Source organism: Saccharibacillus sacchari (genome assembly GCF_037722395.1).
GTDB lineage: Bacteria > Bacillota > Bacilli > Paenibacillales > Paenibacillaceae > Saccharibacillus > Saccharibacillus sacchari_A.
Window position 1 is genome coordinate 41,675 of the sequence record NZ_JBBKAR010000031.1, and the last position, 18,769, is coordinate 60,443.

23 protein-coding genes and 1 pseudogene are annotated in these 18,769 nt (G+C 50.1%); 2 read left to right on the top strand and 22 right to left on the bottom strand.

The annotated features are described in order from the left end of the window. Positions 1-260: 260 nt before the first annotated feature. The 3 genes from WKI47_RS08835 to WKI47_RS08845 form a co-directional block, all read right to left on the bottom strand. Complete coding sequence (locus tag WKI47_RS08835) at positions 261-908, bottom strand: FusB/FusC family EF-G-binding protein (RefSeq protein ID WP_340226788.1); 648 nt, start codon at positions 906-908, stop codon at positions 261-263. A gap of 280 nt (positions 909-1,188) precedes the next feature. Continuing rightward, a complete protein-coding gene (locus WKI47_RS08840; RefSeq protein WP_340226789.1) occupies positions 1,189-1,725 on the bottom strand; it encodes an HXXEE domain-containing protein in 537 nt (178 codons plus the stop codon). Between the two features lie 15 nt (positions 1,726-1,740). Continuing rightward, positions 1,741-2,187, bottom strand: coding sequence for a DinB family protein (locus tag WKI47_RS08845; protein ID WP_340226790.1), 447 nt, complete (start codon positions 2,185-2,187; stop codon positions 1,741-1,743). Between the two features lie 196 nt (positions 2,188-2,383). On the opposite strand from WKI47_RS08845, the gene WKI47_RS08850 reads away from it, so the two are divergent. Both WKI47_RS08850 and WKI47_RS08855 read left to right on the top strand, forming a co-directional pair. Next, positions 2,384-2,824 carry a MerR family transcriptional regulator gene (locus WKI47_RS08850; protein WP_340226791.1) on the top strand — a complete coding sequence of 147 codons (441 nt, stop codon included), beginning with the start codon at positions 2,384-2,386 and terminating at the stop codon, positions 2,822-2,824. Next, the gene (locus tag WKI47_RS08855) at positions 2,821-3,579 is read left to right on the top strand and encodes an SDR family oxidoreductase (protein ID WP_340226792.1); all 759 of its coding nucleotides are present in this window, start codon (positions 2,821-2,823) and stop codon (positions 3,577-3,579) included. Before WKI47_RS08850 ends, WKI47_RS08855 begins: the two co-directional genes overlap by 4 nt. A 140-nt stretch (positions 3,580-3,719) precedes the next feature. Here WKI47_RS08855 and WKI47_RS08860 read toward each other — a convergent pair whose 3' ends face one another. The 19 genes and pseudogenes from WKI47_RS08860 to WKI47_RS08950 form a co-directional block, all read right to left on the bottom strand. Next, positions 3,720-3,992 (bottom strand): hypothetical protein, encoded by a 273-nt coding sequence (locus WKI47_RS08860; RefSeq protein WP_340226793.1) that lies wholly within the window; start codon positions 3,990-3,992, stop codon positions 3,720-3,722. Between the two features lie 162 nt (positions 3,993-4,154). After that, on the bottom strand, positions 4,155-4,814 hold the full coding sequence (locus tag WKI47_RS08865) for a hypothetical protein (protein ID WP_340226794.1): 660 nt from the start codon (positions 4,812-4,814) through the stop codon (positions 4,155-4,157). Positions 4,815-4,966: 152 nt separating this feature from the next. Further along, on the bottom strand, positions 4,967-5,536 hold the full coding sequence (locus WKI47_RS08870; RefSeq protein WP_340226795.1) for a dihydrofolate reductase family protein: 570 nt from the start codon (positions 5,534-5,536) through the stop codon (positions 4,967-4,969). A gap of 41 nt (positions 5,537-5,577) precedes the next feature. Further along, a complete protein-coding gene (locus tag WKI47_RS08875) occupies positions 5,578-5,991 on the bottom strand; it encodes an ankyrin repeat domain-containing protein (RefSeq protein ID WP_340226796.1) in 414 nt (137 codons plus the stop codon). 17 nt (positions 5,992-6,008) lie between these two features. Beyond that, positions 6,009-6,715: pseudogene (locus WKI47_RS08880) on the bottom strand (alpha/beta fold hydrolase). A 439-nt stretch (positions 6,716-7,154) separates the two neighbouring features. Next, a complete protein-coding gene (locus WKI47_RS08885; protein ID WP_340226797.1) occupies positions 7,155-7,769 on the bottom strand; it encodes a transglutaminase family protein in 615 nt (204 codons plus the stop codon). A 154-nt stretch (positions 7,770-7,923) separates the two neighbouring features. Further along, positions 7,924-8,829, bottom strand: coding sequence for a chromosome condensation regulator (locus WKI47_RS08890; RefSeq protein ID WP_340226798.1), 906 nt, complete (start codon positions 8,827-8,829; stop codon positions 7,924-7,926). Positions 8,830-8,843: 14 nt separating this feature from the next. Next, positions 8,844-9,383 carry a DUF4303 domain-containing protein gene (locus WKI47_RS08895; protein ID WP_340226799.1) on the bottom strand — a complete coding sequence of 180 codons (540 nt, stop codon included), beginning with the start codon at positions 9,381-9,383 and terminating at the stop codon, positions 8,844-8,846. A 13-nt stretch (positions 9,384-9,396) separates the two neighbouring features. Then, complete coding sequence (locus WKI47_RS08900) at positions 9,397-10,137, bottom strand: ATP-grasp domain-containing protein (RefSeq protein ID WP_340226800.1); 741 nt, start codon at positions 10,135-10,137, stop codon at positions 9,397-9,399. Further along, positions 10,134-10,610, bottom strand: a complete 477-nt coding sequence (locus tag WKI47_RS08905; protein ID WP_340226801.1) for a hypothetical protein — start codon at positions 10,608-10,610, stop codon at positions 10,134-10,136. The genes WKI47_RS08900 and WKI47_RS08905 overlap by 4 nt, the downstream gene beginning before the upstream one ends. A gap of 4 nt (positions 10,611-10,614) precedes the next feature. After that, positions 10,615-11,151 carry a GNAT family N-acetyltransferase gene (locus WKI47_RS08910; protein WP_340226802.1) on the bottom strand — a complete coding sequence of 179 codons (537 nt, stop codon included), beginning with the start codon at positions 11,149-11,151 and terminating at the stop codon, positions 10,615-10,617. 80 nt (positions 11,152-11,231) lie between these two features. Then, positions 11,232-12,998 carry an AraC family transcriptional regulator gene (locus tag WKI47_RS08915; protein ID WP_340226803.1) on the bottom strand — a complete coding sequence of 589 codons (1,767 nt, stop codon included), beginning with the start codon at positions 12,996-12,998 and terminating at the stop codon, positions 11,232-11,234. 77 nt (positions 12,999-13,075) lie between these two features. Continuing rightward, positions 13,076-13,843, bottom strand: a complete 768-nt coding sequence (locus WKI47_RS08920; RefSeq protein WP_340226804.1) for a ferric iron reductase — start codon at positions 13,841-13,843, stop codon at positions 13,076-13,078. Position 13,844: 1 nt separating this feature from the next. Continuing rightward, positions 13,845-14,903 carry an iron-siderophore ABC transporter substrate-binding protein gene (locus WKI47_RS08925; protein ID WP_340226805.1) on the bottom strand — a complete coding sequence of 353 codons (1,059 nt, stop codon included), beginning with the start codon at positions 14,901-14,903 and terminating at the stop codon, positions 13,845-13,847. 232 nt (positions 14,904-15,135) lie between these two features. Next, positions 15,136-15,948 (bottom strand): class I SAM-dependent methyltransferase, encoded by an 813-nt coding sequence (locus WKI47_RS08930; protein ID WP_340226806.1) that lies wholly within the window; start codon positions 15,946-15,948, stop codon positions 15,136-15,138. 32 nt (positions 15,949-15,980) lie between these two features. Then, complete coding sequence (locus tag WKI47_RS08935) at positions 15,981-16,220, bottom strand: hypothetical protein (protein WP_340226807.1); 240 nt, start codon at positions 16,218-16,220, stop codon at positions 15,981-15,983. Between the two features lie 184 nt (positions 16,221-16,404). Next, complete coding sequence (locus WKI47_RS08940) at positions 16,405-17,673, bottom strand: FAD-binding protein (RefSeq protein WP_340226808.1); 1,269 nt, start codon at positions 17,671-17,673, stop codon at positions 16,405-16,407. A 449-nt stretch (positions 17,674-18,122) separates the two neighbouring features. Continuing rightward, the gene (locus WKI47_RS08945; protein ID WP_340226809.1) at positions 18,123-18,365 is read right to left on the bottom strand and encodes a hypothetical protein; all 243 of its coding nucleotides are present in this window, start codon (positions 18,363-18,365) and stop codon (positions 18,123-18,125) included. 193 nt (positions 18,366-18,558) lie between these two features. After that, the coding region (locus WKI47_RS08950) for a hypothetical protein (RefSeq protein WP_340226810.1) at positions 18,559-18,769 on the bottom strand (211 nt) is incomplete at its 5' end.

An 18,769-nucleotide genomic window follows, 5' to 3' on the forward strand; every position in this document is an offset into this window, starting at 1 on the left:
CTGTCTTGCTTAAAGACAATACACGAAGAAGAGACCAAGAAAGACTGGCGAGAAAGTCCGACGAAACCTGAAGCGAGACGGCGGAGAGAAAATTCAGTGAAATACAGGATTTCGAAGAAATGCACTTCGGAAGCCTATGCTGGCAATTTTTCTTGGAGTCGGCTCGTTTCGCGCGTCTACGCAACTTTCGCGACAGCCTAAAGGCCGCTTTTGAGAGCGGCCTTTTTCTTATTCCCTTATATTCGCTGTCGCCGCCGAAACTACTTCGCTACCGAAACCAAAAACTTTTCCAGCGGCGCTTTGTCCGTGATGCTATGATTGCAAGCTTCGTCATCCATGCAGATGTATTGACCGACGGAAGAGAAATGATCCGGCGAACTGCCTTTGAGCTTCACGTTAAAGAATCCCAATTCCTGATGCCGGTTGCAGAACATGCAGAAGCCTTTTTTGTTCGTGGGCGTGATCCGGCCTTCAACTCCGACAAAATGATCCGGCTGTCCATAGACGATGAATAAACGATTTGTAGCGATATCGACCCATCTCAGATAAGTCGTATGCGCGTAATCCAGTCGTTCCAGATCCGGGAGTTTAAGCTTTTTCACTTTCGGGAACAGCTTCTGTGCCTGCTTGGCGGTCACTTCGGGAAACGGTACCAGGTACGGTTCCAGTGAATCCAAATAGTCCTGAATATGTTGGGCTTCTTCTTGTTCGGCCAGTCGCTCCAACAGTTTTTTCTGGTCGGCAGTCAACTCGTCAAACACGTCCATCGCTTTGCCGACAGCCGTATCACGCACGGTATCCAGCACTTTGCGATCCGCGACACTGCGAAGTGTTTTCAACAGGAAGTTGGCTTGTTTTTTAATAACGTTCAGTTGGTGATTATGAATAAACGGTGTTGGATTTTGCATAGCTCTCAGCCCCTTATTTGGTTTGGAAAAAAAGATAAGGTGCAAAGCCTGCGGAGTTAAAGATTCATGCTGCTTGAAGGAGACTTGCGGCTCTTCGGAACCTGCCAAGCCCACATTCGGGGGACGATCACGATAGGTCTCGTCGCCCTACACAAAGTCCGCCCCTTTTCAGGCTCTGCGTAAGGCCTTTCTAGCAAACGAGCAATCCGGTGCGATCCAAGTTGCCACGGTATAACCCCCAGTACAAATGATATACCGGAAGTATAGCAGGACTGAAGCTTCAGGGCAATGCAACCTTCTTTCCTATGGCATGCCCAATCAGCACCACCGGTACGATCAGAAAACCGAACGGAATACTGATAAGCACGTCGTGTGTAGTGACCGGGGATGAAGCAACGATTCGATACAGCGTATAACTTGTGAAGGGAAACACGACCAGAAGCGCAGTGACCACGCCCGGCGTATACATGCGCAGCAGGATCGTTTGTCCGATATGCGTAAACACATGTAGGAGAAAGATGGTCATGAATGCCAGATAGCCCAGATACCAACCTTTTTCGGCAGCGGCAAACGTCACGACGGTCAGGATCAACGTCTCCAAAAGCACGGCTACCGCAAACTGTGCGCTCGTCGTATCCAACAGGCGGTCGAACATGGATACCAATGGCTTTGGAATTCGATTCAGGACATGCGCTTTTCCTTTTGAACGAATCGCTTTAATCCAGATGATTTCTTCCAGATCATGAATGACGAACATCACCAGGCCCAGCCAGATCAGGCCGGTTAAGCTTACAGATGCGTTAAGGGCTTCAAGCATCGGGCTCTCTCCTTTTTATCGAACAAACATAATATAGTCCAGGCTTACCGGCTCAAAATGATTTTCCCGGAGCAGCAGATTGATCTGTCCCCTATGATACTGGCCGTGCAGCGTGACATGTGCCAAAATATCTCCGACTGCGTTCTCGAACAGCATCCCCTTACTGTTGGCATACGCCACAATGCGTTCGGGATCGGACAGCAGCGGATCAGCCAAAAAAGCACGGAAGCCTTTTGCGTTCTGCTCCATAAGTTCCTCGCAATGACCAAGATCCAGTTCCGCCCAGATCGGCAAGCCCGAGCTGTCTTCTCCTCGCAACCTCGTCAGCCATACCCGCTCGGCAAGCAGGATATGCGCGAATAACTCCAATGATTTTCCTTTTATTTCTGTATTGCGCAAAGCCTTTAGTATTTCCTGATTCGCCCAGTCTACATGCTGAAACAGCTTTTGGGTGGTCTGCATGCTGCTCGCCTCTTTTCGAACAAAATTTGGCTTCATCCTGTTAAGTTTCGCGTTATGGCGTTCGTTTCCTTCGTTCGGCTCGGTACCAAAGGATAAAATTCTTTTTTTCCTTAAAAACGACGCTTGACTTGAACTATGGTTTAAGAACTATTATGAGCTTGTCGACATATACATTTCAATTTCGGAGGCCTCCGCCATGACAAACAAATCGATTAGCGAAGCCGCAGCGCATTACGGCGTTCCCGAATCGACCCTGAGATATTACGAGAAAAAAGGACTGCTTCCCTACCTGCAACGCGACGAAGCCGGAAGGCGATTGTTTTCGGACTTTCATATGACGTTGCTCCAGGTGATCCTGAATCTTAAACGCACCCATATGCCGCTTTCCTCGATCCGCCAGTATGTGGCTTGGGTCGTCGAAGGCGAGCAAACGACAGAGCCGCGGCTAGATATGATGCTCAAACACAGACAAGCGGTGCTGAATGAGATTGAAGAGATGAATACAGCGCTGGACGGAATCAATATCAAGATCGAACGTTACCAAAAGCGCGTGAACGGATGGAAAAACAAAGACGATGCTTCGGGCAACAAGAAGTCAGATGACGATCCTACTCATAGAAAAGAGGTTCATTTATGAAATTGACAGGAAATACGATTTTGATCACGGGCGGCGGTTCAGGGATCGGATTGGCTTTTGCGGAAAGGTTTGCGAAATTGGGCAACACGGTGATTGTCTGCGGACGCCGCAAAGAAATACTGACCGAAGCCCAAGCCAAAGTTCCCGGTCTGGTCACTTACGTGAGCGATATCTCTACCGAGTCGGGCCGGATCGATCTGTTCAGCTGGGCGACAACGAACTACCCGGAGATCAATGTGCTGGTGAACAATGCCGGGATTCAGCAGCCGCTGAATCTACTGAAAGCCGACACGGTCAATTGGAGCGATGTAAGCCGGGAGATCCCGACCAATCTGGACGCGCCGGTGCATCTCTCGCTGATGTTCGCTCCATTTTTCGCGCAAAAAGAAGCTTCGGCGATTCTTAACGTCACTTCCGGCCTGGCCTTTACGCCGCTGGCCGTTGCTCCACTCTACTCGGCGACCAAGGCTGCTTTGCATTCCTTCACGATGAGCCTGCGTCACCAGCTCTCGCATACGTCGATCGAAGTGATCGAGATCGCGCCTCCGGCCGTGAATACGGATTTGGGCGGAGCCGGACAGCATACGCACGGCGAGCCGCTGGATGCGTTCACGGATGGCATTTTCGAAGGGCTGGAGAACGGCTTGGAAGAGATCGGGTACGGGACGTCGGTCGCACGGCTTCGGATGTCGCGCGATGAGGTGGATCTGTACACGGAGAAGATGTATGAGGCGATGAAAGAGCGGTTGGAGTAAAAAAGATAAAAGGCTCGCCTTAGCGGCGGGCCTTTTTGTTGCCGAAAAAGCAGCACCGGTTCGAAAAGCGAGAAGCTTCCGGCAAAAATCCGTTTCGGTCTCGTTAAGGTTAAGCTATCAAAGCGAGTTTTTTAAATCTTTCATTCCGCTGAATGTTCCTCTTCGCTTTTTTGTTTCAACGCTTCCGCCCGATCCGCGTATTGTTTTCGCAAAACAAGAACTGTAGGAATCAAAGCAGTCATCAAACTCAATAACGGCGCCCATTGAAAAGCGTAAGCCATGACTTCTACTTTTTCCCCTCTAAACAATTGGCTCATATAGTCAATAATGATGCTCCCCAAAGACATATAAAAAAAATAAGAAGCAAACAAGCTCACAATAAAAACAAAAATACTTTTTAGACAACCTCCCATATGTACCTGTCTCCTTCACCGGATGTAATCTTCATTTGAAATCAAGTCCGCACAAGATCAAGGCCACGATAAAAACCATACACCCCATAGGTCACCTGTTTTCTATGTAAAATAAACTTCGTTAGTGCTTGATTTTATAGGTAGGTTTGAACTCTTTTTTCATCATCGTTTCTTTCGAGACGTTCTTAAAATACGCGGCGACGAACTTCCTCGAATTCTGCGCAGGTTCGCGATAGGAGCAATTTCGTTATCCGCAGCTTTCTCTTTTCGGTAACGTAGTCTTGCATCCTGAAGTTTTTCGATCAACGTTTTGCGATGCGCTTTTTCTCCAAAAAGAAAAGCCTCATGGAATTCGCCGAAAAACCATTTCGTAAATCCGATCAAAGCGATCACGATCAGAACGAAAATAATACCGTTTATCAAAACTCTAGTCGCTTCTTCCAACGTAGTTACGGATCTGAAAATAAACGTCACATACTGAATCCATAACGGGACGGATAGCGAGATCACGATCCCCGAATTCAGCAAGACCGGATATTTGTTTTTTCGAGTCTCATTTTCATAGCCTTCGATCAACAGCTTCAGCTTTTCGTCCGTGTACAGATGATGTTCGTTCAGATAGTCTTTTAGCAGATCGGCTTGCAGATTCTCGTATTCCGGAGTTCTCCATATACCTTTAATCGTTCCCATACCGTATTGATGCTTCAAAATCCATTTGGCCTTCTCGTTCAATCCCCATGTCGAAAACGCAAAAAACAGAGCCGAGCCTATAAACGCAATCACTCCGCTTTTAAACCAAACCAATTCCTGCGTAAGCAACATGACCAAAGCTCCGTAAACCGAAAAGTAGGTCGAACACAGAAAGCAAAGAAAAGAAACCTGCATCAATACATACCAAGTCCGCATGAATTGGAACACAAGTCGATAAGTCGTCAAATTTTTCCTATAAAAACTAAAAAGCGAATCCAGCATGCTTACTCCCCGATTTCTTTATTTTTCACCGCAAAAAAGATGTCCGTACGCGCTCCCGTTTCGACCACTCTCGTTTTCTCCAGCGTGATCGGTAGCTCCCCAAGTCCATCGAACAATCTCTGTCCGCTACCCAGCAATAACGGCATAATTCCGATTTGCAATTCGTCCACCAGCCCTGCTTTTAACAATTGCTGACCTATGCTCACTCCGCCGACTACCGTAACATCCCGATCTCCAGCCGCTTGCTTCGCCAATTGAATCGCCTGCTCGATCTTATCTATAAAGGTAAAACTGATACTTTCGTTCTCTTGCGGCTTTTTGTCAGGAGTATGATGGGTCACGATAAAGATCGGCACTTGAAACTCATAATCCACCGCATAATGGTCGGTATCACCCGCCAATTCGAAGGTTCGACGCCCCATCACGACAGCTCCGGTATCTCGAATGGCCTCTTGCATAATCTCGGATTCGCCAAACTCCTGATGATTCGGATACAGCATAGAAATGTTGCCATCTTTATCGCTAATAAATCCGTCGAGCGACATCGTCATACCGAAGATTACTTTTGTCATGGGACACGATCCTTTCGAAAGTTGTGGATTCTGTATCGTTATCAGCTAAGGTTGCTGCGCAAAACTTCGATTACCTTCTTCGACTGATAAGCTTCTGCGATATCCAAAGCGCTATCTCCGTTTGCATCCCGCAGCTCTGCATCGGCTCCATGTTCCAACAAATATTGAATAAGGTCTACCGGCTCATCCCCTGTCTGTCCGCCAGTCTGGATCGTTCCGTCGATAGCCATGTCCACCGCTTGATGAAGTGCTGTCCACCCTCCGTTGGGCTGTAGGTTGACATCTGCCCCGCTTTCCACCAACAGTCGAACGATTTCCACTTGCTCATGTTCGGCTGCTGCTTTCAGTAAGGTCCAACTGTTTTCGTAGATTTGATTCGGGTCAACACCGGCTTTTAAAATGTTCCTGATCCCTTCCACATTTCCATTCCTAATATCCAAAAAGATTTGCTGCATGCGACACCTCCCCTTGTTTATTGCACATGTGCGACAATCGCTCCAATCACCACACCCCAATCATCCTCATGCAGCTCATGCCCACTCCCTACAAGGGTCAACAGCTCTGCATTCGGAAGAACGCTCGCCAGATGCTCTCCGTGCACATGAGGAATAATCGGATCTTCGGCGCCGTGAATAACCAGAGCTGGCACTGTAATTTCGCTCGTTCTCGCCATATCAGACTCTCCACCGGCTAACAGCGCGTGATTAGTCATGCTGCTTGGACGGTTCGCTCGATCGAAATCCAGCTGCGCCAATGTATCCACTTTTTCCTCGTCAAACGTATGCTTCGATCCCACTAACACTCTTGAGCGATTGATAGTAAACCGAACAAAAGACTCCCGATCCGTCAGATCAACCGCTCCCATATTGGCAAAAAAGGTCGCGACCTTCTCCTCCATCGGCGGAAGATGTACAGCAAAGTTGGAAGTCGCGAGCAGAACCAGACTCTGGACACGCTCTGCATACCGCAATGCGATTATCTGTGCCAGCATCCCGCCGAGCGACATCCCCAAAATATGCGCCCGCTCGATGCCGTAAGCATCCAGCACATGGATCGCATCGTCCGCCAGATCATTGAAGACTGTGCGCCCATAATCAGTAGCAAGGTTGGATGAATGGGATCGCCGAAGCTCTCTGTGCAAATCGTAGCGTTTTTCGCCTGGATCCTATTCTCGCTCATAGGGTTTACCTCCTCATCGATCTGTTCAACGCTGAATTTGTTCGATCTTAATATGTTCTTCCCCGGTTTTTAAGTTGGAGATTCGGCAGGAGGCATCTTGTATAATTCGACCTCATTTCTGCTTCCACCTTTTCCTTGGTCAGTTTTTGCAAGCCATGCACGGTGTTGACGACCAAAGCGGAGAATGCGACTCTTCCATTTGCGATTTCTGCCAATCAATCTTTGCTTCGTCTGAAAAACACATAAGCTACGCTACCCCTTTCCCATAACGAATAAACGTTCAACAAGCATTACCCGTTACCTCCCACTCTACTACCTATTAAAAAGCAGCCTCCGCGTATATAGCCGAGACTGCTTTGATCAAAGAACGACACACTTGCGATAAATGATTCATCATGGCCGATGGATCAGCTTTTTCCCTGATTGGCAAGTCAAACTCTTAGTCAATTAACTCCGTCGGCAGTCCCGTAGCGCACATCTGCATACAGTCTGAATGATTCTCCAAAGCCTCAATAATCGCAGGATGCGGCTCGTGGAAGTTGGTCTCGTAATCGACTTCATCAAATTCAGATCGCGTGTTGTAAGCCAATTGCTCGATCTGTGTGGAAAACCGGGCGTTTATGCCTGTTTTATTCCCTCGCGCGTCGAGTCTGATCCACTGCTCCTTTTCCCGCAAATAGACCGTGTTCAACGCATGAAGAACATATCCGCCTTCAACCGTATCGTCCCAAGCCAGCCGTTGATAACACATCCCTGCCGGAATGCCCATTCCTCTTAACAGCGCGGCCAGCAAATGCGATTTGGCGTAACAAATACCGTGGCCTTTCCGCAGAACCTCAGAAGCCCGGCGTGTGACTTCGGAGCTGCGAATGTCCATCGAGTGGTCGATCTGATCACGTACGAACTCGTAAGCAGCCTGAATCCGTTCAAGCTCTGTCGGCTGATCGAAGGTTCGAATACGTTCCTGAATATCGGCATCATGAAAATCAATATAATCCGAAGGCTGAAGATAGGCATCCAGCGAAAGCGTCGATTGCAGCGTAATTGCGTGCATATTAGGCAAGGCTCCTTTCCTACTCATTCAGTGCGGCTCGTAAACAGGATATTCTTCATGATCTGGAATCGCCACCGCTGCCCTTTGGCATGGAACGACCATGAGACGGACAATCCCTGTTCGAAGCGAAGCTTGGAATCCAGCAGATCGGAAGTCAATTTCCCAGGAAACTTTTCACCTCGCATTGACGATATTCATTGCTGCCTACGGCCAAAAGCGTGCCATCGGATCGAAGGGCAAGCGTATGCGTGCAGCCTGCGGAGATTGCGATAACGTCACGCCAAGAGCCAACGTCACATTGCCCGTACTCGTTGGAGCCTGTGGCGAGTACCGTCCCGTCTTTTTTCAAGCCGATGGTGTGATAGCTGCCCGCCGAGATTGCCGATAGATCCTGCCACGTATCCACCTGACACTGATCATGTTGGTCGGAACCTGCCGCGACGGCTGTTCCGTCTGCCCGTATTCCCACACTATGCAGATAGCCCGCCGCTATCGCTCTGATATCGCGCCAACGATCCGAGTCTGCCAGACCGTACCGACGATTGCCCGACCTCATCACCGTACCGTCCGATTGCAAGCCAAGCGTATGCCAATCGCCTGCCGCAAGCGCTACGATATCGTGCCAGTCGTTCACCTCGCATTGGCCTTCGTTGTTGCGACCAGTTGCAACAACTGTTCCTGTCGCGGTCAAACCGATCGTGCGACGCCAACCGGCAGCAATCGCGATAATGTCCTGCCATTCGCTGACTTCGCATTGGCCTTGTTGATTCCAGCCGACAGCGAGTACCGTTCCGTCCGAGCGCAGTCCGACGGTATGCGAACTTCCCGTGTTGCTTGCTTGGTGAACATTGGCGGCAGCTACAGCGATCATATTCCGCCAGCCGTTCACCTTGCATTCGCCTTGGCGGCTGTCTCCAGTAGCGAAGACGGTTCCGTTGGAGCGGAGAGCAATGGTGTGGCGACGGGCGGCAGCGATCGGGTTGTGAAAAAGAATAGCGATCTGCGACTGTCTCTGACCATCGTCAGGACTGAAGTTCGCAGCTGGATAGTCCTTAGACATTGCATGGCATACGCCTACTGCTGCCCGTCGTACCGCTTCAAGAAACTGGCGGCAAGCTTCGCTTCTGTCATCTGCACGACGGTTTCGTTCTCCAATCGCTCCGCCTCATCGTCGTCCGTTATGGATACGAAGAAGACAATGTCGGTCTTGGATTGACCATATTGCCGAAAGACCGCCTCGTCCGTATCGCGCAGAACTTGAACGATAATCTCGATGATCCGGTATTTGTAATCATAAGCATTGTCGATCTCCTGAAGGATGTCACTGATTCCGTTCAGGTGTGTGTCTTCTCCATATTGATATTCGGAGCAGCCCCAGCGGTAGTAGATCTCGTCCTCGGGCGTATCGCATAAGTCTTTTTGCTTCATGTCGGCGATGTGGCGAGCCAATGATTCTTCCGTGTTGACCGCCAGGAATAGAGTGCCAAAGTCGCTGTCGGTTCCAAACGCGCAGGCATACACTTTTTCGTTTTGCGTCTGGGCGAGCGTATCCGTCAGGTCTTGCAGGAAGTTGGCTTTAAAATGTGCTTCGAACTTTGCGAGAAAGTCGTTCATCTTAACCCTCCTTTTATAAATGAACCAGGTCGTCGGTCGTCCCCGTCAACTCCGCCCATCTGGCCGCAAGAAACTTGGCATAATTCACGGGCGCGATGCCGTACGTTCCCAAAGAATGGCCGTCGTTCACTTCGACCAGCTTCATGGTTCCGTCGCGGTCAATGCCGAAATCCAGACCGTAAGCGGCAGGCGCGTCGGCAAAATCGCGCACCGCGCTGCGGATCACGTCGAGGTCTAATTTGGAATCCCAGGCTCCTTTATACACGCGGATATCGAGAATCTCGCCGTAGCGGATAAAGCAGCGCCACTCCGTCACGAAGTCCACAGGCTCCGAGCACCATATCTCGGTATCCGTGCCTTCTTCCATCAATCCGATAAAGTCCGCATATTGCTTGACGACTTTTCCGGCGAATTTTTTTGTGATGTCTTTCGGCTTGATAAACACGTTCCAACTTGGCTCGTCCTCGAACAGCGTCCGAAGCGTGGTCGCCCAAATTTTTCTGCCGAAATACGGTTGCAGCGAATCCGGGTAATCGATCTCGGCCGTCTTTTTTTCCATGCCTAGCAGTTCAAGCCTTTTTCGGACATTGCCGATTCCGCCGACCACGATAGTTGCCGGGTCGCGATCCGCGATTTGCTCGACGTTGTAAAATTTGACGATCTCCCACCCCAGCGCGGCAAACCCTTCGTAAGCGGAAAAAGCGTTGATATTATAAAATTCGCCGTTTGCGTTGGTTTGGATATAAGCTTTCATGTCATCCAGCCTTTCGTTGAGTTTGCATAACCGAGCGATCGGTCGATTTTTTCATAGGCTTCCGAAGGAAACGGTTCAGCCCATCTTTTTTTGTACTCGTCTGCCCCTAAATTTTTGAGTTTGGTCAATTCCCGGTACACCGTTTTTTTCAGTTTTATCGTGCGTGTATTCTGATCAAACACTTTTTTCCCCGCTTCGTTAGGCTGCGAGCTGAAATTATCGTTCATGCAGAGCAGTTCGAATCGAACTTCTTGATCCGAAATTTTCGAAATCCGTGCCCGATACTCTCCGGGTTCGGTCTGCATGACGATCGTGACTTGGCGGACGTCGCCTTTCAGCCTGGATATTTGCTCGGCCCAATCATGAATAGCATCCGTTAAAAAAGAAACCGGGATTTCTATTCGTTCGCCCGCATCGGATATAAGCAGAACGTCCAGCCAGCCGTGCGGTTCAAGGTTCATCGAGATGTCCATACCGTTATAACGTCTTGACCAATTCCAAATTCGCGAAGGCGTTGTCCGAAATTTGGCGATCGCCGAATATGCCGCTGATGCGGTCAAACCCGCATTGCGTCCAAAACCGTAAAGCCGGCCAATTTTTCAACGCGACGTTAAGCCGAATTTCCCGATAACCGAGATCGGCCACGACTTCCGTGAATCGGTTGGTCAACTCTTGACCGAAGCCTTGTTTTTGAATATTCGAATCGATATATAAAAATTCGAGATATACGGATTCACTGCTCGGATGCCCGTGATAAACGCTCAATATGCCGATAAGCGACGCATTTTCCCGATTTCTGACCGTTTGCATCCTATAATTTCGCAACACTCCTCCGGGAGGCAGGTTGCCGTTGAACAAACAATTTTGGATATGGTCGGGCTTGTACGTTTCGCCGTCCCATTCGTTCATATACCGACTCGTCTCGTAAAGCTTTTGCACAGCCGGGATTTCGTTTTCTTTCAAATCGGATAGACTGAGTCTTGCGGAATGCCATTGTTCGGGGATCAAGTTCATGGTAGTGCTCCTTTTTCGTTACAGTATAGAACCTCAAACAAGACACCGGACAGGACCGCCGATGTCTTGTGCTCTGCTCTTTAGTATTCGATACGTTCGCTTGCAGTCCTGCCGATCTCGCCAACCAACAAAGCTTGCTCGATCTGATCCACGATGCCGTTGATTCCTGTCGGGCCGTAGCAGCCGATCCAGGTCGCCGCGTCCACCGCATGGATATGCTGTCGGTCGCCCGCATTCAGCATAACCCGAACCCGTTGCTCGGTCGCGGATATTCCGCCTTGCATCGCTTCGTTGCTTAGCAAAAAGTAGTGACTCGCCTGCACGGCGGGAAGCCGATCGACCGAAATATGATACGCCGTATCCGAAGCATCGGCTACGAACAACGGCGCGGGCAAGCCCAAATCCCGATACAACACGGCACCTGTGCGATGAGCCGCCGAATGCACCCGAACCAGCGAATCGAGCGGACGGATCAACGCCACGCTTTTCCCCGCCAATACGGGAGCCAACTCTTCGGACAGCAAAGCGGTGCGCCGATGGTAATCCGCCAAAATGCGCTGCGCTTCTGCCCGTTTGCCGGTCAGTTCGCCGAACAATCTCAGTATGGTCTGCCAACTTTCGTTGCGCTTGAACATCAGCACGGGAGCGATCGCGCTTAACCGTTCCATGTAGGGTTCATGCACCTCGGTACAAACGATGAGGTCCGGCGACAGTTTTTCCACGGCAGGCAGATCCGGGTATTCGTAGGTTCCGAGCAGCTCCGTATCTTGAAGCCCGGCCCGGATATACTGCGGAAAATGGACCGACAAACTGCCCGATCCCACGCTTCCCGCCGGACACAACCCAAGCGCCAGCAAATGATCCGCGTATTGCACGTCAAGCACGGCGATTCGCCGCGGCGATTCCGTGACCGGATACTCGCCACGCATATGGCAGATCACCGGCCCTTGCGGAGAATCGTATGAAGAAGCCAGGCGATTTTCCAGCAAAGCCGTGGCGTAATCCGCGTCCGTTTTCGATACTTTGTTCAGCCGGTAATGCAGCGGAGGAACGCCGTACACTTTTTTAAAAGCGCGACTGAAGTAATACGTATCGCTATAGCCGACCCGTTCAGCGATCTCCCCGACGGAAGCTTCCGTATGATGCAGCATCCGCGAAGCGTTTGCCATCCGCAACTGAATCACGTACTCCATCGGTCCCAACTGCTTTTCCTGCTTGAACCGCCGCTGCAATTGTCTGACGCCGCATCCGGCAAGCGCCGCCAGATCTTTCAGCTCCAGGTCCTGACGGTAATGCGAGGCGATATACGAGGCGACGATTTCCACGATATCCGACTCCTCGCCGCCTTGGCCGCATTCGTATTCCATAATCAGCTCGTAGATCATGCCTTGCAGCAGCGCATTGGCGTGAAAACATTCCAATCCTTCGCCGCGGCGCCATTTGGCGATGATCTTTTCCGCGGTCTGCACCCATTCGTTTTGCAGCATCGTGCTTTGAATAAACGAGATTTGCAGCGGGTGTTTGCGATACGAAGGCAGATCATGGGACACTCCGGTTAGCGAAGAAGCTTTGTATGTAATCACGATATAGTAGAGTTCGTCCGATCTGGACGTCAGCGTAAAAGAAGCTCCTTTTACCACATGGCACGCAAAAGAAGCTCCAATGTGGCAAACTTCGCCGTTCATTGCAAGCTCCCCTTCCCCGCCTACCGCCAGCAGCAGCAGATTCGAGGTCACTTCGGTTTCGTCAAAAGTAAGCGTGTGGCTTGTCTGTAACGTACCGCTATACCCGTCCAGCATCTTGATCGTCGTATCGCTCCATAGGCTTGTTTGTTCGTGCAGCGGCATTTTTCTCAACTCCTGACAATAGCATCCTTGGCCGAAAAGCGGCTAGACTATCGGCAAAGGTAAGGTTGTTGCTGTTGTCATTTTAGTTGAGATTTATTCTCAGTGTCAATTTTCGGGCACTTTCGGCAATACTCGTCCGACATTTGGTAGTAAAAGCAGCAAGTGATCCGTTCGCTTTTGGCAACCGGAAACTCGTTCTCGCAGGTGGTGAAGCGGGTCAGCGGATTTTTTCTTTCGTCGAATGCCTGTCCGGGCGCTTCTTGCGTCAGATAAGCAAAGTCGGATCTCGCTTGCCGGATTTCCTGTTCGGAATCGTCAGCGTCGGGCGTATACAGCGGGCCGATACGCACCATGATATTTTCCCAAAGAATGCTCATCGGTAGCGCGGAGACTTTGGATAGCGTCTTCAACAGCGGCGTGAGCTGGGACGCGAACATGTCCGCCACCGCTTTCTCCCGCTTTCTCTCCCTGTCATGCGTCAGCGCTTCAGCCCGAAGGCCGTCGGCCGCCAAAAAAGGAAAACGCGTCACCGACTCATCCGCGGGATGATACAAAAAACTGTCCCGCAGCTCCAACGAAACATGCTGATGATGAAAAGTCATGGCCGTTACCAGCGGAGCGGTCCAGAGGTAGCCGATCCGCTTGGCCAGCATGGATGCGGCCACTCTCCGATCCGGCGCGTCGATATACTGCCGAAACCAATCGATATACGCGCGGCACGCGTCTTCTTCGTACAGCTCGTGCAAAGCCACGGCGCGTACGCAGTTTTCAGGCGGCTTGCCGAGCAGGATCGAGTGCTTGTCTGCGGTCTGTCGCCAAAGATCCGTGGAGAGGTAGCCGCTCATATCAGTTCGATCCCAGCAGGGCTTCGGACGCTTGATCCACGATCAGATTGATGGCGAGAGGACCGTAATACGCGATCCACAGCGTCGAACTCACGTCGTACGTATGTCCTTCTTTGACCGCGTCGAGCGATTTCCAGACCGGATTGTTAACCATCGCTTCCGCTTCCGCGGCAAACAATTCGTCCGACAGCACGAAGTAACGATCCGCTCCGATCTCGGGAACTTTTTCCATCGAAATTTCGATCGAGCCGTCTTCGCCGATGCCTTTGACCATTTCCGGCATGTTCAAGCCCAGATCCTGGTACAAAATTTGGCCGATCCGGTGCTCGTCGCCGTGGACGCGAATGCCTTCTTTTCTCGGACGAATAATAGCTACCGTCTCGTCGCCGAGTTTCTCGGTCAGTTGCGCTTTCAGCCCGGCTGCTTTCTCTTCGTAAGCGGTACGTACTTTTTCCGCTTCGTCTTGCTTGTCGGTAATTTGGGCGATCGTGGCCAACGTATCGCGCCAGTCTTCGTAGAAATCAAGAACAAGAGTAGGCGCGATCTTGCTGACGCTCTCGTACTGCTCTTCCTGGAAATCCGTCATGATGATCAGATCCGGATTCAACGCGGTGATCGCTTCCAGGTTCGGTTCGTCGCGCGTGCCGAGCATCTGTACGCCGTTCGCCTGATCGCCCAAATATTCCGGGTAATCGGTGTTGCCGCCCGCGATAACGCTGCCTGCCGGCTTTTCGCCTACCGCCAGCATCTGATCCAAAAACTTCACGTCGAGCACGGCGATCGTTTTCGGCTTGGACTCCAGCGTCAGTTCGCCTTTCATATGTTTGATCGTGACCGGGTAAGCGCCGCCGGATTCGGTGGTCGGCTCCGTCGTCGCGGAAGTCGGTTCCGTCGTTGCCGGCGTAGCCGCGGTCTGATTGCTGGCACTTGTGTTCGTGCCCGCTCCGCCGCAAGCCGTCAAAATCAATACAAGAGCCAGCATGCAGCCCATTAAAAACTTCGTTTTGCGGGCAGCCTGCGCGCGATTTGCGCCTGCTTGCCTTTTCGGTGCTTGATTCATCGTAAATCCCCCTTATGTATGATAATGATTTTCATTATCGGATATATAGGGGAGTATAAAGGATAGAAGCTTGGCGGCACCATGTACTTTTGCGACATATGGGCCGGATTAATGCGACTCGGGATCGAACTTGTTGGGAACGGCGACAGACTCGGTTTTGTCAGACGCTACCTATCCGTAAATTCGCGACTTGCTTTTCCGGCATGCAGAACTGCGAGTGGATCTTCGAACGCTATCGCTTTCTGGCTTTGAACACAAAAGTTACAGGAAGCATCTTTGCTTTTTCGGCAAAATCGCTGTTTTTGTCACGCGATTGCAACAGATCAGGATCGGATTCCTCAATCATTTGCTCGATGACGAAGCCCGCTTTTGCCAACTCGTTTATGTAGGTAGATAATTTACGATCCGATAAGGTCAGCGTGCTTTCTTCAAGAACAACCGAGTACCACGATTCGTCGAAATAGCATTTTTTAAAAGCAAGCCTATCGTTTTCCGCGACCACGCATTTATGGATAGGATGAGACCAACTGAAAATAAATACGCCGTCTTTTTTCAGATACGAAGCAATCCGCTTGAACGTGCCTTCAAGATCGGTGGTCCATCCTATCGCGTAAATCGAATAAACAAAGTCAAAATAATCCTGCGGGATGCCGCATTCTTCTTCCATCGGAGAACAGATCAACTTTGCCGAAAGACCGCTGGCCGCCAAATGTTTTTGAGTCTGTTCAATCTGGTTTTCGGCTAGATCCATCCCCCACAATTCACCGGCGTTGCGCTCTCCATGATATTGCAAAGATTGCCCGCTGCCACAACCGATCTCCAACATTTTCTTGCCTGCCACGTCTCCGAATAATCGGCATTTGTCTTCGGAGACGAATGCCCCGTACAAAGGAAGCGAAGTTGCCCCTAGAAGGGTGTTTCCCGCAGTATCCCAAAACAAGCTGTTGGTCCGATGAACTTCATGCGTGCTCATATCGATCGAAACCGCCACGCCCGCTTCGCTACCGCCAATAATGTTTGTACGATACGCCGAATTTTTGTCCATATACACAGGCTCCTTACTTTTTGGATTATGCTCTATTTTTCAAGTTCATGATATGACTTGCTTTGAACCGTTCTTTCGAATTCTCGAATCCGATTTTGTTGTACAGTTGAATGCCTGACTCGTCCTATATCCGTCTGGCCCAGATAAGGATCAATATTCAATCCGCATACGGCGACCACATTTTCTTCCGCAGTCGCGATATACAGGCATTCTCCCGGTTTATCAAATTTGTTGATCCCGGAATGATATTCATCCCATAGTTTCGAGATCATGTTATAGCCTTGGCTCCTGCTTTAGGCTGACTGTTTTCGAATATAAATTTGCCGTATATATCGCTCAACGAGCATGGAATGGCCTTAGCTTGATTATGGGGAATATGACGAAAAAAAGGCTGCTGCCTTTTCTCACGCGGGACGGGGCAGCAGCCAATTCATCTCCCGAAAGCCTCGTCCAGCCTCAACGTGACGGCGGGGCTGGACGAACATAAGTATCCAGAAACGTATTGCTGAATTTTCCGTTAGGGTCATACTTGTCGATCAACTTCCGAAATTGCGGCAGCTTGTCGAATTGTCCCTGAAGGACGTCGGCCGGTACCGTAAACAGCTTGCCCCAGTGCGGACGTGCGCGAAACGGCGCCAGCGCTTCTTCCAGCAGCGGAAGCACGCGCTCGACCGCCTGCCAGTCGTCCCGCCACGTGAAGTGAAACGCCACCGAAGGTTGATCGCAAAAAGGGCTCAGCCATAAATCGTCCGCTGCGACCGTACGCAATTCGCCAACGAACAAGATCGGCGCAAGATGCTCCCGCAGCCGGTGAACGGCAAGCGCCGCTTCATATACATGCTCCCGCGGCATCAAGTATTCGCTCTGCAATTCTTTGCCGGCACTCGGCGTAAATTCCATACGGAAATGCGCGAGCCGCTCATGCCACATTCCCGGCTTACCGAGCTGCTCCGTGCAGTTTTCCGCCTGCATGTTCGGCAGCGGATGCACAGGAACCGTCGCAGGCAGCGCTCCGTAATAGTCCGCATGTCCGGCATAGCTTGCGCCATCTTCTTCCCGGCTTTTTGTCCATACCTGATGAAATCTCGGCTGCTGCCAATCCGTGAACAAACTTACGCTATAAGCGCCCGTAAAGATGCCCTCCGCGTTTTCTTCAAGCTGCGAAAGCGGCAGATTCTCATAAACGAACTGTCTGACGGAATAAGCCGGCACGACGTTCAGCGTCAGCTTCGTCACGATGCCGAGCGCGCCGAGGTTCACGACGACGCCGGCGAATTCCGCATCGCCGCGGCTAAACGTATGCAATTCTCCGTTCGCGTCGACCAGTTCGATCCCTTCCACCGCTGCCGCCAAGCTTCCGTTATGGCTGCCTGAACCATGGGTGGCCGTAGCGGCGGCGCCGGCAACCGTGATATGAGGAAGCGATGCCAGATTATGAAGCGCATAATCAGTCAGAGCGAGCTCCGCGCATAGTTCCCCGTATGTAATTCCTCCTTCGACCGTTACCGTGCCTTGTTCTTCGTTCAAAGCCAACATGCGGTTCCAATGCCGCAGCGTAACGAAGATCCCATTCGTATCCGTAATCGCATTGAACGTATGTCCGCTGCCCGAAACCTTGATTTTCCGATGCTTTTTGACTAACTGCTGTAGATGCTCCACGCTTTCAGGATAGATCATTTCGGTCGCGCCGTACGTATAGTTGCCAGCCCAATTTTGATAACTCATTCGAAGTCCTCCCCAGTTTCAAGTAATAAAGCGCTTCCTTAAAAATCCGAGTGTAATTTCCAACTTCACCCTTTTTCTTATTTGTTTTTGATTCTATCTTACTTTTCCAATTCGTCTTCTTCAAGTTGATCGAAGGGTTCTTTATTTAAGAATGGCTTGCCATTCAAAGGATTTTAATCAGCTCTTAGTCATTACGTATAACGTTGCTGTATTCATGACCCGACGCATGTTGGGTGTCAGACCAAGGACGAATGGACGCAGCGTAAATATCTAGTTATAATTTCATCGCCCATACTCACTTGTATCCCGATCTCATCCACTTCATCTTGTGAAATCAAACTATTACTTGCTACCGTGTCGATCACGATGTTCGATATCACTTTCTTCTGCTTATTAAAATGGACTGTTATTTACGGAAATAACAGTCCGTCTCGATATTCAATATTCATTTAAAGACTTCTCCTTAACCCTATATTTTTTCGTACCTTCACTACGACTTGATCTTTGGAAGTATGATAAACCAGCGTTTTATCTCGGCTATTCAATAATTCGCGAGTCGCTTCTTCATCACTGATCGGACCAATTACCGCTACGTCATCAATGATCTCTTGATGATCGGTTTCTTCTGAATGAAGAACTTCGAATTTCACAAATTGATTCGGAAAAATCTGTTGAACTTCTTGCCACTTCATCTTTTTCCCTCCTCTTTTTTGATAGTTATATTATATCATTTCATAAGCCTATAACTCTCACTGGAATTTCACTTAACGTTCCTGTATTCACGACCCGACGACTGTCGAGTGTCTGGCGAATGCCAGATCTAGGGCATATGCCCGCAGCGTGAATATTATGTTAGATGAAATTTTTAAATACTAGGGCGTGTCTTCAAACCTCGATGGAAACAGATTTTGCCGAATTTTTATTCGTAACAAGGAATTTTTCCACAGTCGTGCCGGGGCACGTCAAGAAAATATGACGCAGTAGAGGCTGAAAAGGCAGGTAAAGATTCACCTCAGTAAGTTTTAAGATACGCCATAATAAAGAATGGCTTTTCATTGCTACATGTCTTTGACAACTTCCCACCTTTTTCAAGAGA

Excerpts from the sequence above, each read along its gene's own strand:
- WKI47_RS08835 (WP_340226788.1), bottom strand. The coding sequence starts at position 908 with ATGCAAAATCCAACACCGTTTATTCATAATCACCAACTGAACGTTATT.
- WKI47_RS08840 (WP_340226789.1), bottom strand. The coding sequence starts at position 1,725 with ATGCTTGAAGCCCTTAACGCATCTGTAAGCTTAACCGGCCTGATCTGG.
- WKI47_RS08845 (WP_340226790.1), bottom strand. The coding sequence starts at position 2,187 with ATGCAGACCACCCAAAAGCTGTTTCAGCATGTAGACTGGGCGAATCAG.
- WKI47_RS08850 (WP_340226791.1), top strand. The coding sequence starts at position 2,384 with ATGACAAACAAATCGATTAGCGAAGCCGCAGCGCATTACGGCGTTCCC.
- WKI47_RS08855 (WP_340226792.1), top strand. The coding sequence starts at position 2,821 with ATGAAATTGACAGGAAATACGATTTTGATCACGGGCGGCGGTTCAGGG.
- WKI47_RS08860 (WP_340226793.1), bottom strand. The coding sequence starts at position 3,992 with ATGGGAGGTTGTCTAAAAAGTATTTTTGTTTTTATTGTGAGCTTGTTT.
- WKI47_RS08865 (WP_340226794.1), bottom strand. The coding sequence starts at position 4,814 with ATGTTGCTTACGCAGGAATTGGTTTGGTTTAAAAGCGGAGTGATTGCG.
- WKI47_RS08870 (WP_340226795.1), bottom strand. The coding sequence starts at position 5,536 with ATGACAAAAGTAATCTTCGGTATGACGATGTCGCTCGACGGATTTATT.
- WKI47_RS08875 (WP_340226796.1), bottom strand. The coding sequence starts at position 5,991 with ATGCAGCAAATCTTTTTGGATATTAGGAATGGAAATGTGGAAGGGATC.
- WKI47_RS08885 (WP_340226797.1), bottom strand. The coding sequence starts at position 7,769 with ATGCACGCAATTACGCTGCAATCGACGCTTTCGCTGGATGCCTATCTT.
- WKI47_RS08890 (WP_340226798.1), bottom strand. The coding sequence starts at position 8,829 with ATGTCTAAGGACTATCCAGCTGCGAACTTCAGTCCTGACGATGGTCAG.
- WKI47_RS08895 (WP_340226799.1), bottom strand. The coding sequence starts at position 9,383 with ATGAACGACTTTCTCGCAAAGTTCGAAGCACATTTTAAAGCCAACTTC.
- WKI47_RS08900 (WP_340226800.1), bottom strand. The coding sequence starts at position 10,137 with ATGAAAGCTTATATCCAAACCAACGCAAACGGCGAATTTTATAATATC.
- WKI47_RS08905 (WP_340226801.1), bottom strand. The coding sequence starts at position 10,610 with ATGGACATCTCGATGAACCTTGAACCGCACGGCTGGCTGGACGTTCTG.
- WKI47_RS08910 (WP_340226802.1), bottom strand. The coding sequence starts at position 11,151 with ATGAACTTGATCCCCGAACAATGGCATTCCGCAAGACTCAGTCTATCC.
- WKI47_RS08915 (WP_340226803.1), bottom strand. The coding sequence starts at position 12,998 with ATGCCGCTGCACGAACAAACAAGCCTATGGAGCGATACGACGATCAAG.
- WKI47_RS08920 (WP_340226804.1), bottom strand. The coding sequence starts at position 13,843 with ATGAGCGGCTACCTCTCCACGGATCTTTGGCGACAGACCGCAGACAAG.
- WKI47_RS08925 (WP_340226805.1), bottom strand. The coding sequence starts at position 14,903 with ATGAATCAAGCACCGAAAAGGCAAGCAGGCGCAAATCGCGCGCAGGCT.
- WKI47_RS08930 (WP_340226806.1), bottom strand. The coding sequence starts at position 15,948 with ATGGACAAAAATTCGGCGTATCGTACAAACATTATTGGCGGTAGCGAA.
- WKI47_RS08935 (WP_340226807.1), bottom strand. The coding sequence starts at position 16,220 with ATGATCTCGAAACTATGGGATGAATATCATTCCGGGATCAACAAATTT.
- WKI47_RS08940 (WP_340226808.1), bottom strand. The coding sequence starts at position 17,673 with ATGAGTTATCAAAATTGGGCTGGCAACTATACGTACGGCGCGACCGAA.
- WKI47_RS08945 (WP_340226809.1), bottom strand. The coding sequence starts at position 18,365 with ATGAAGTGGCAAGAAGTTCAACAGATTTTTCCGAATCAATTTGTGAAA.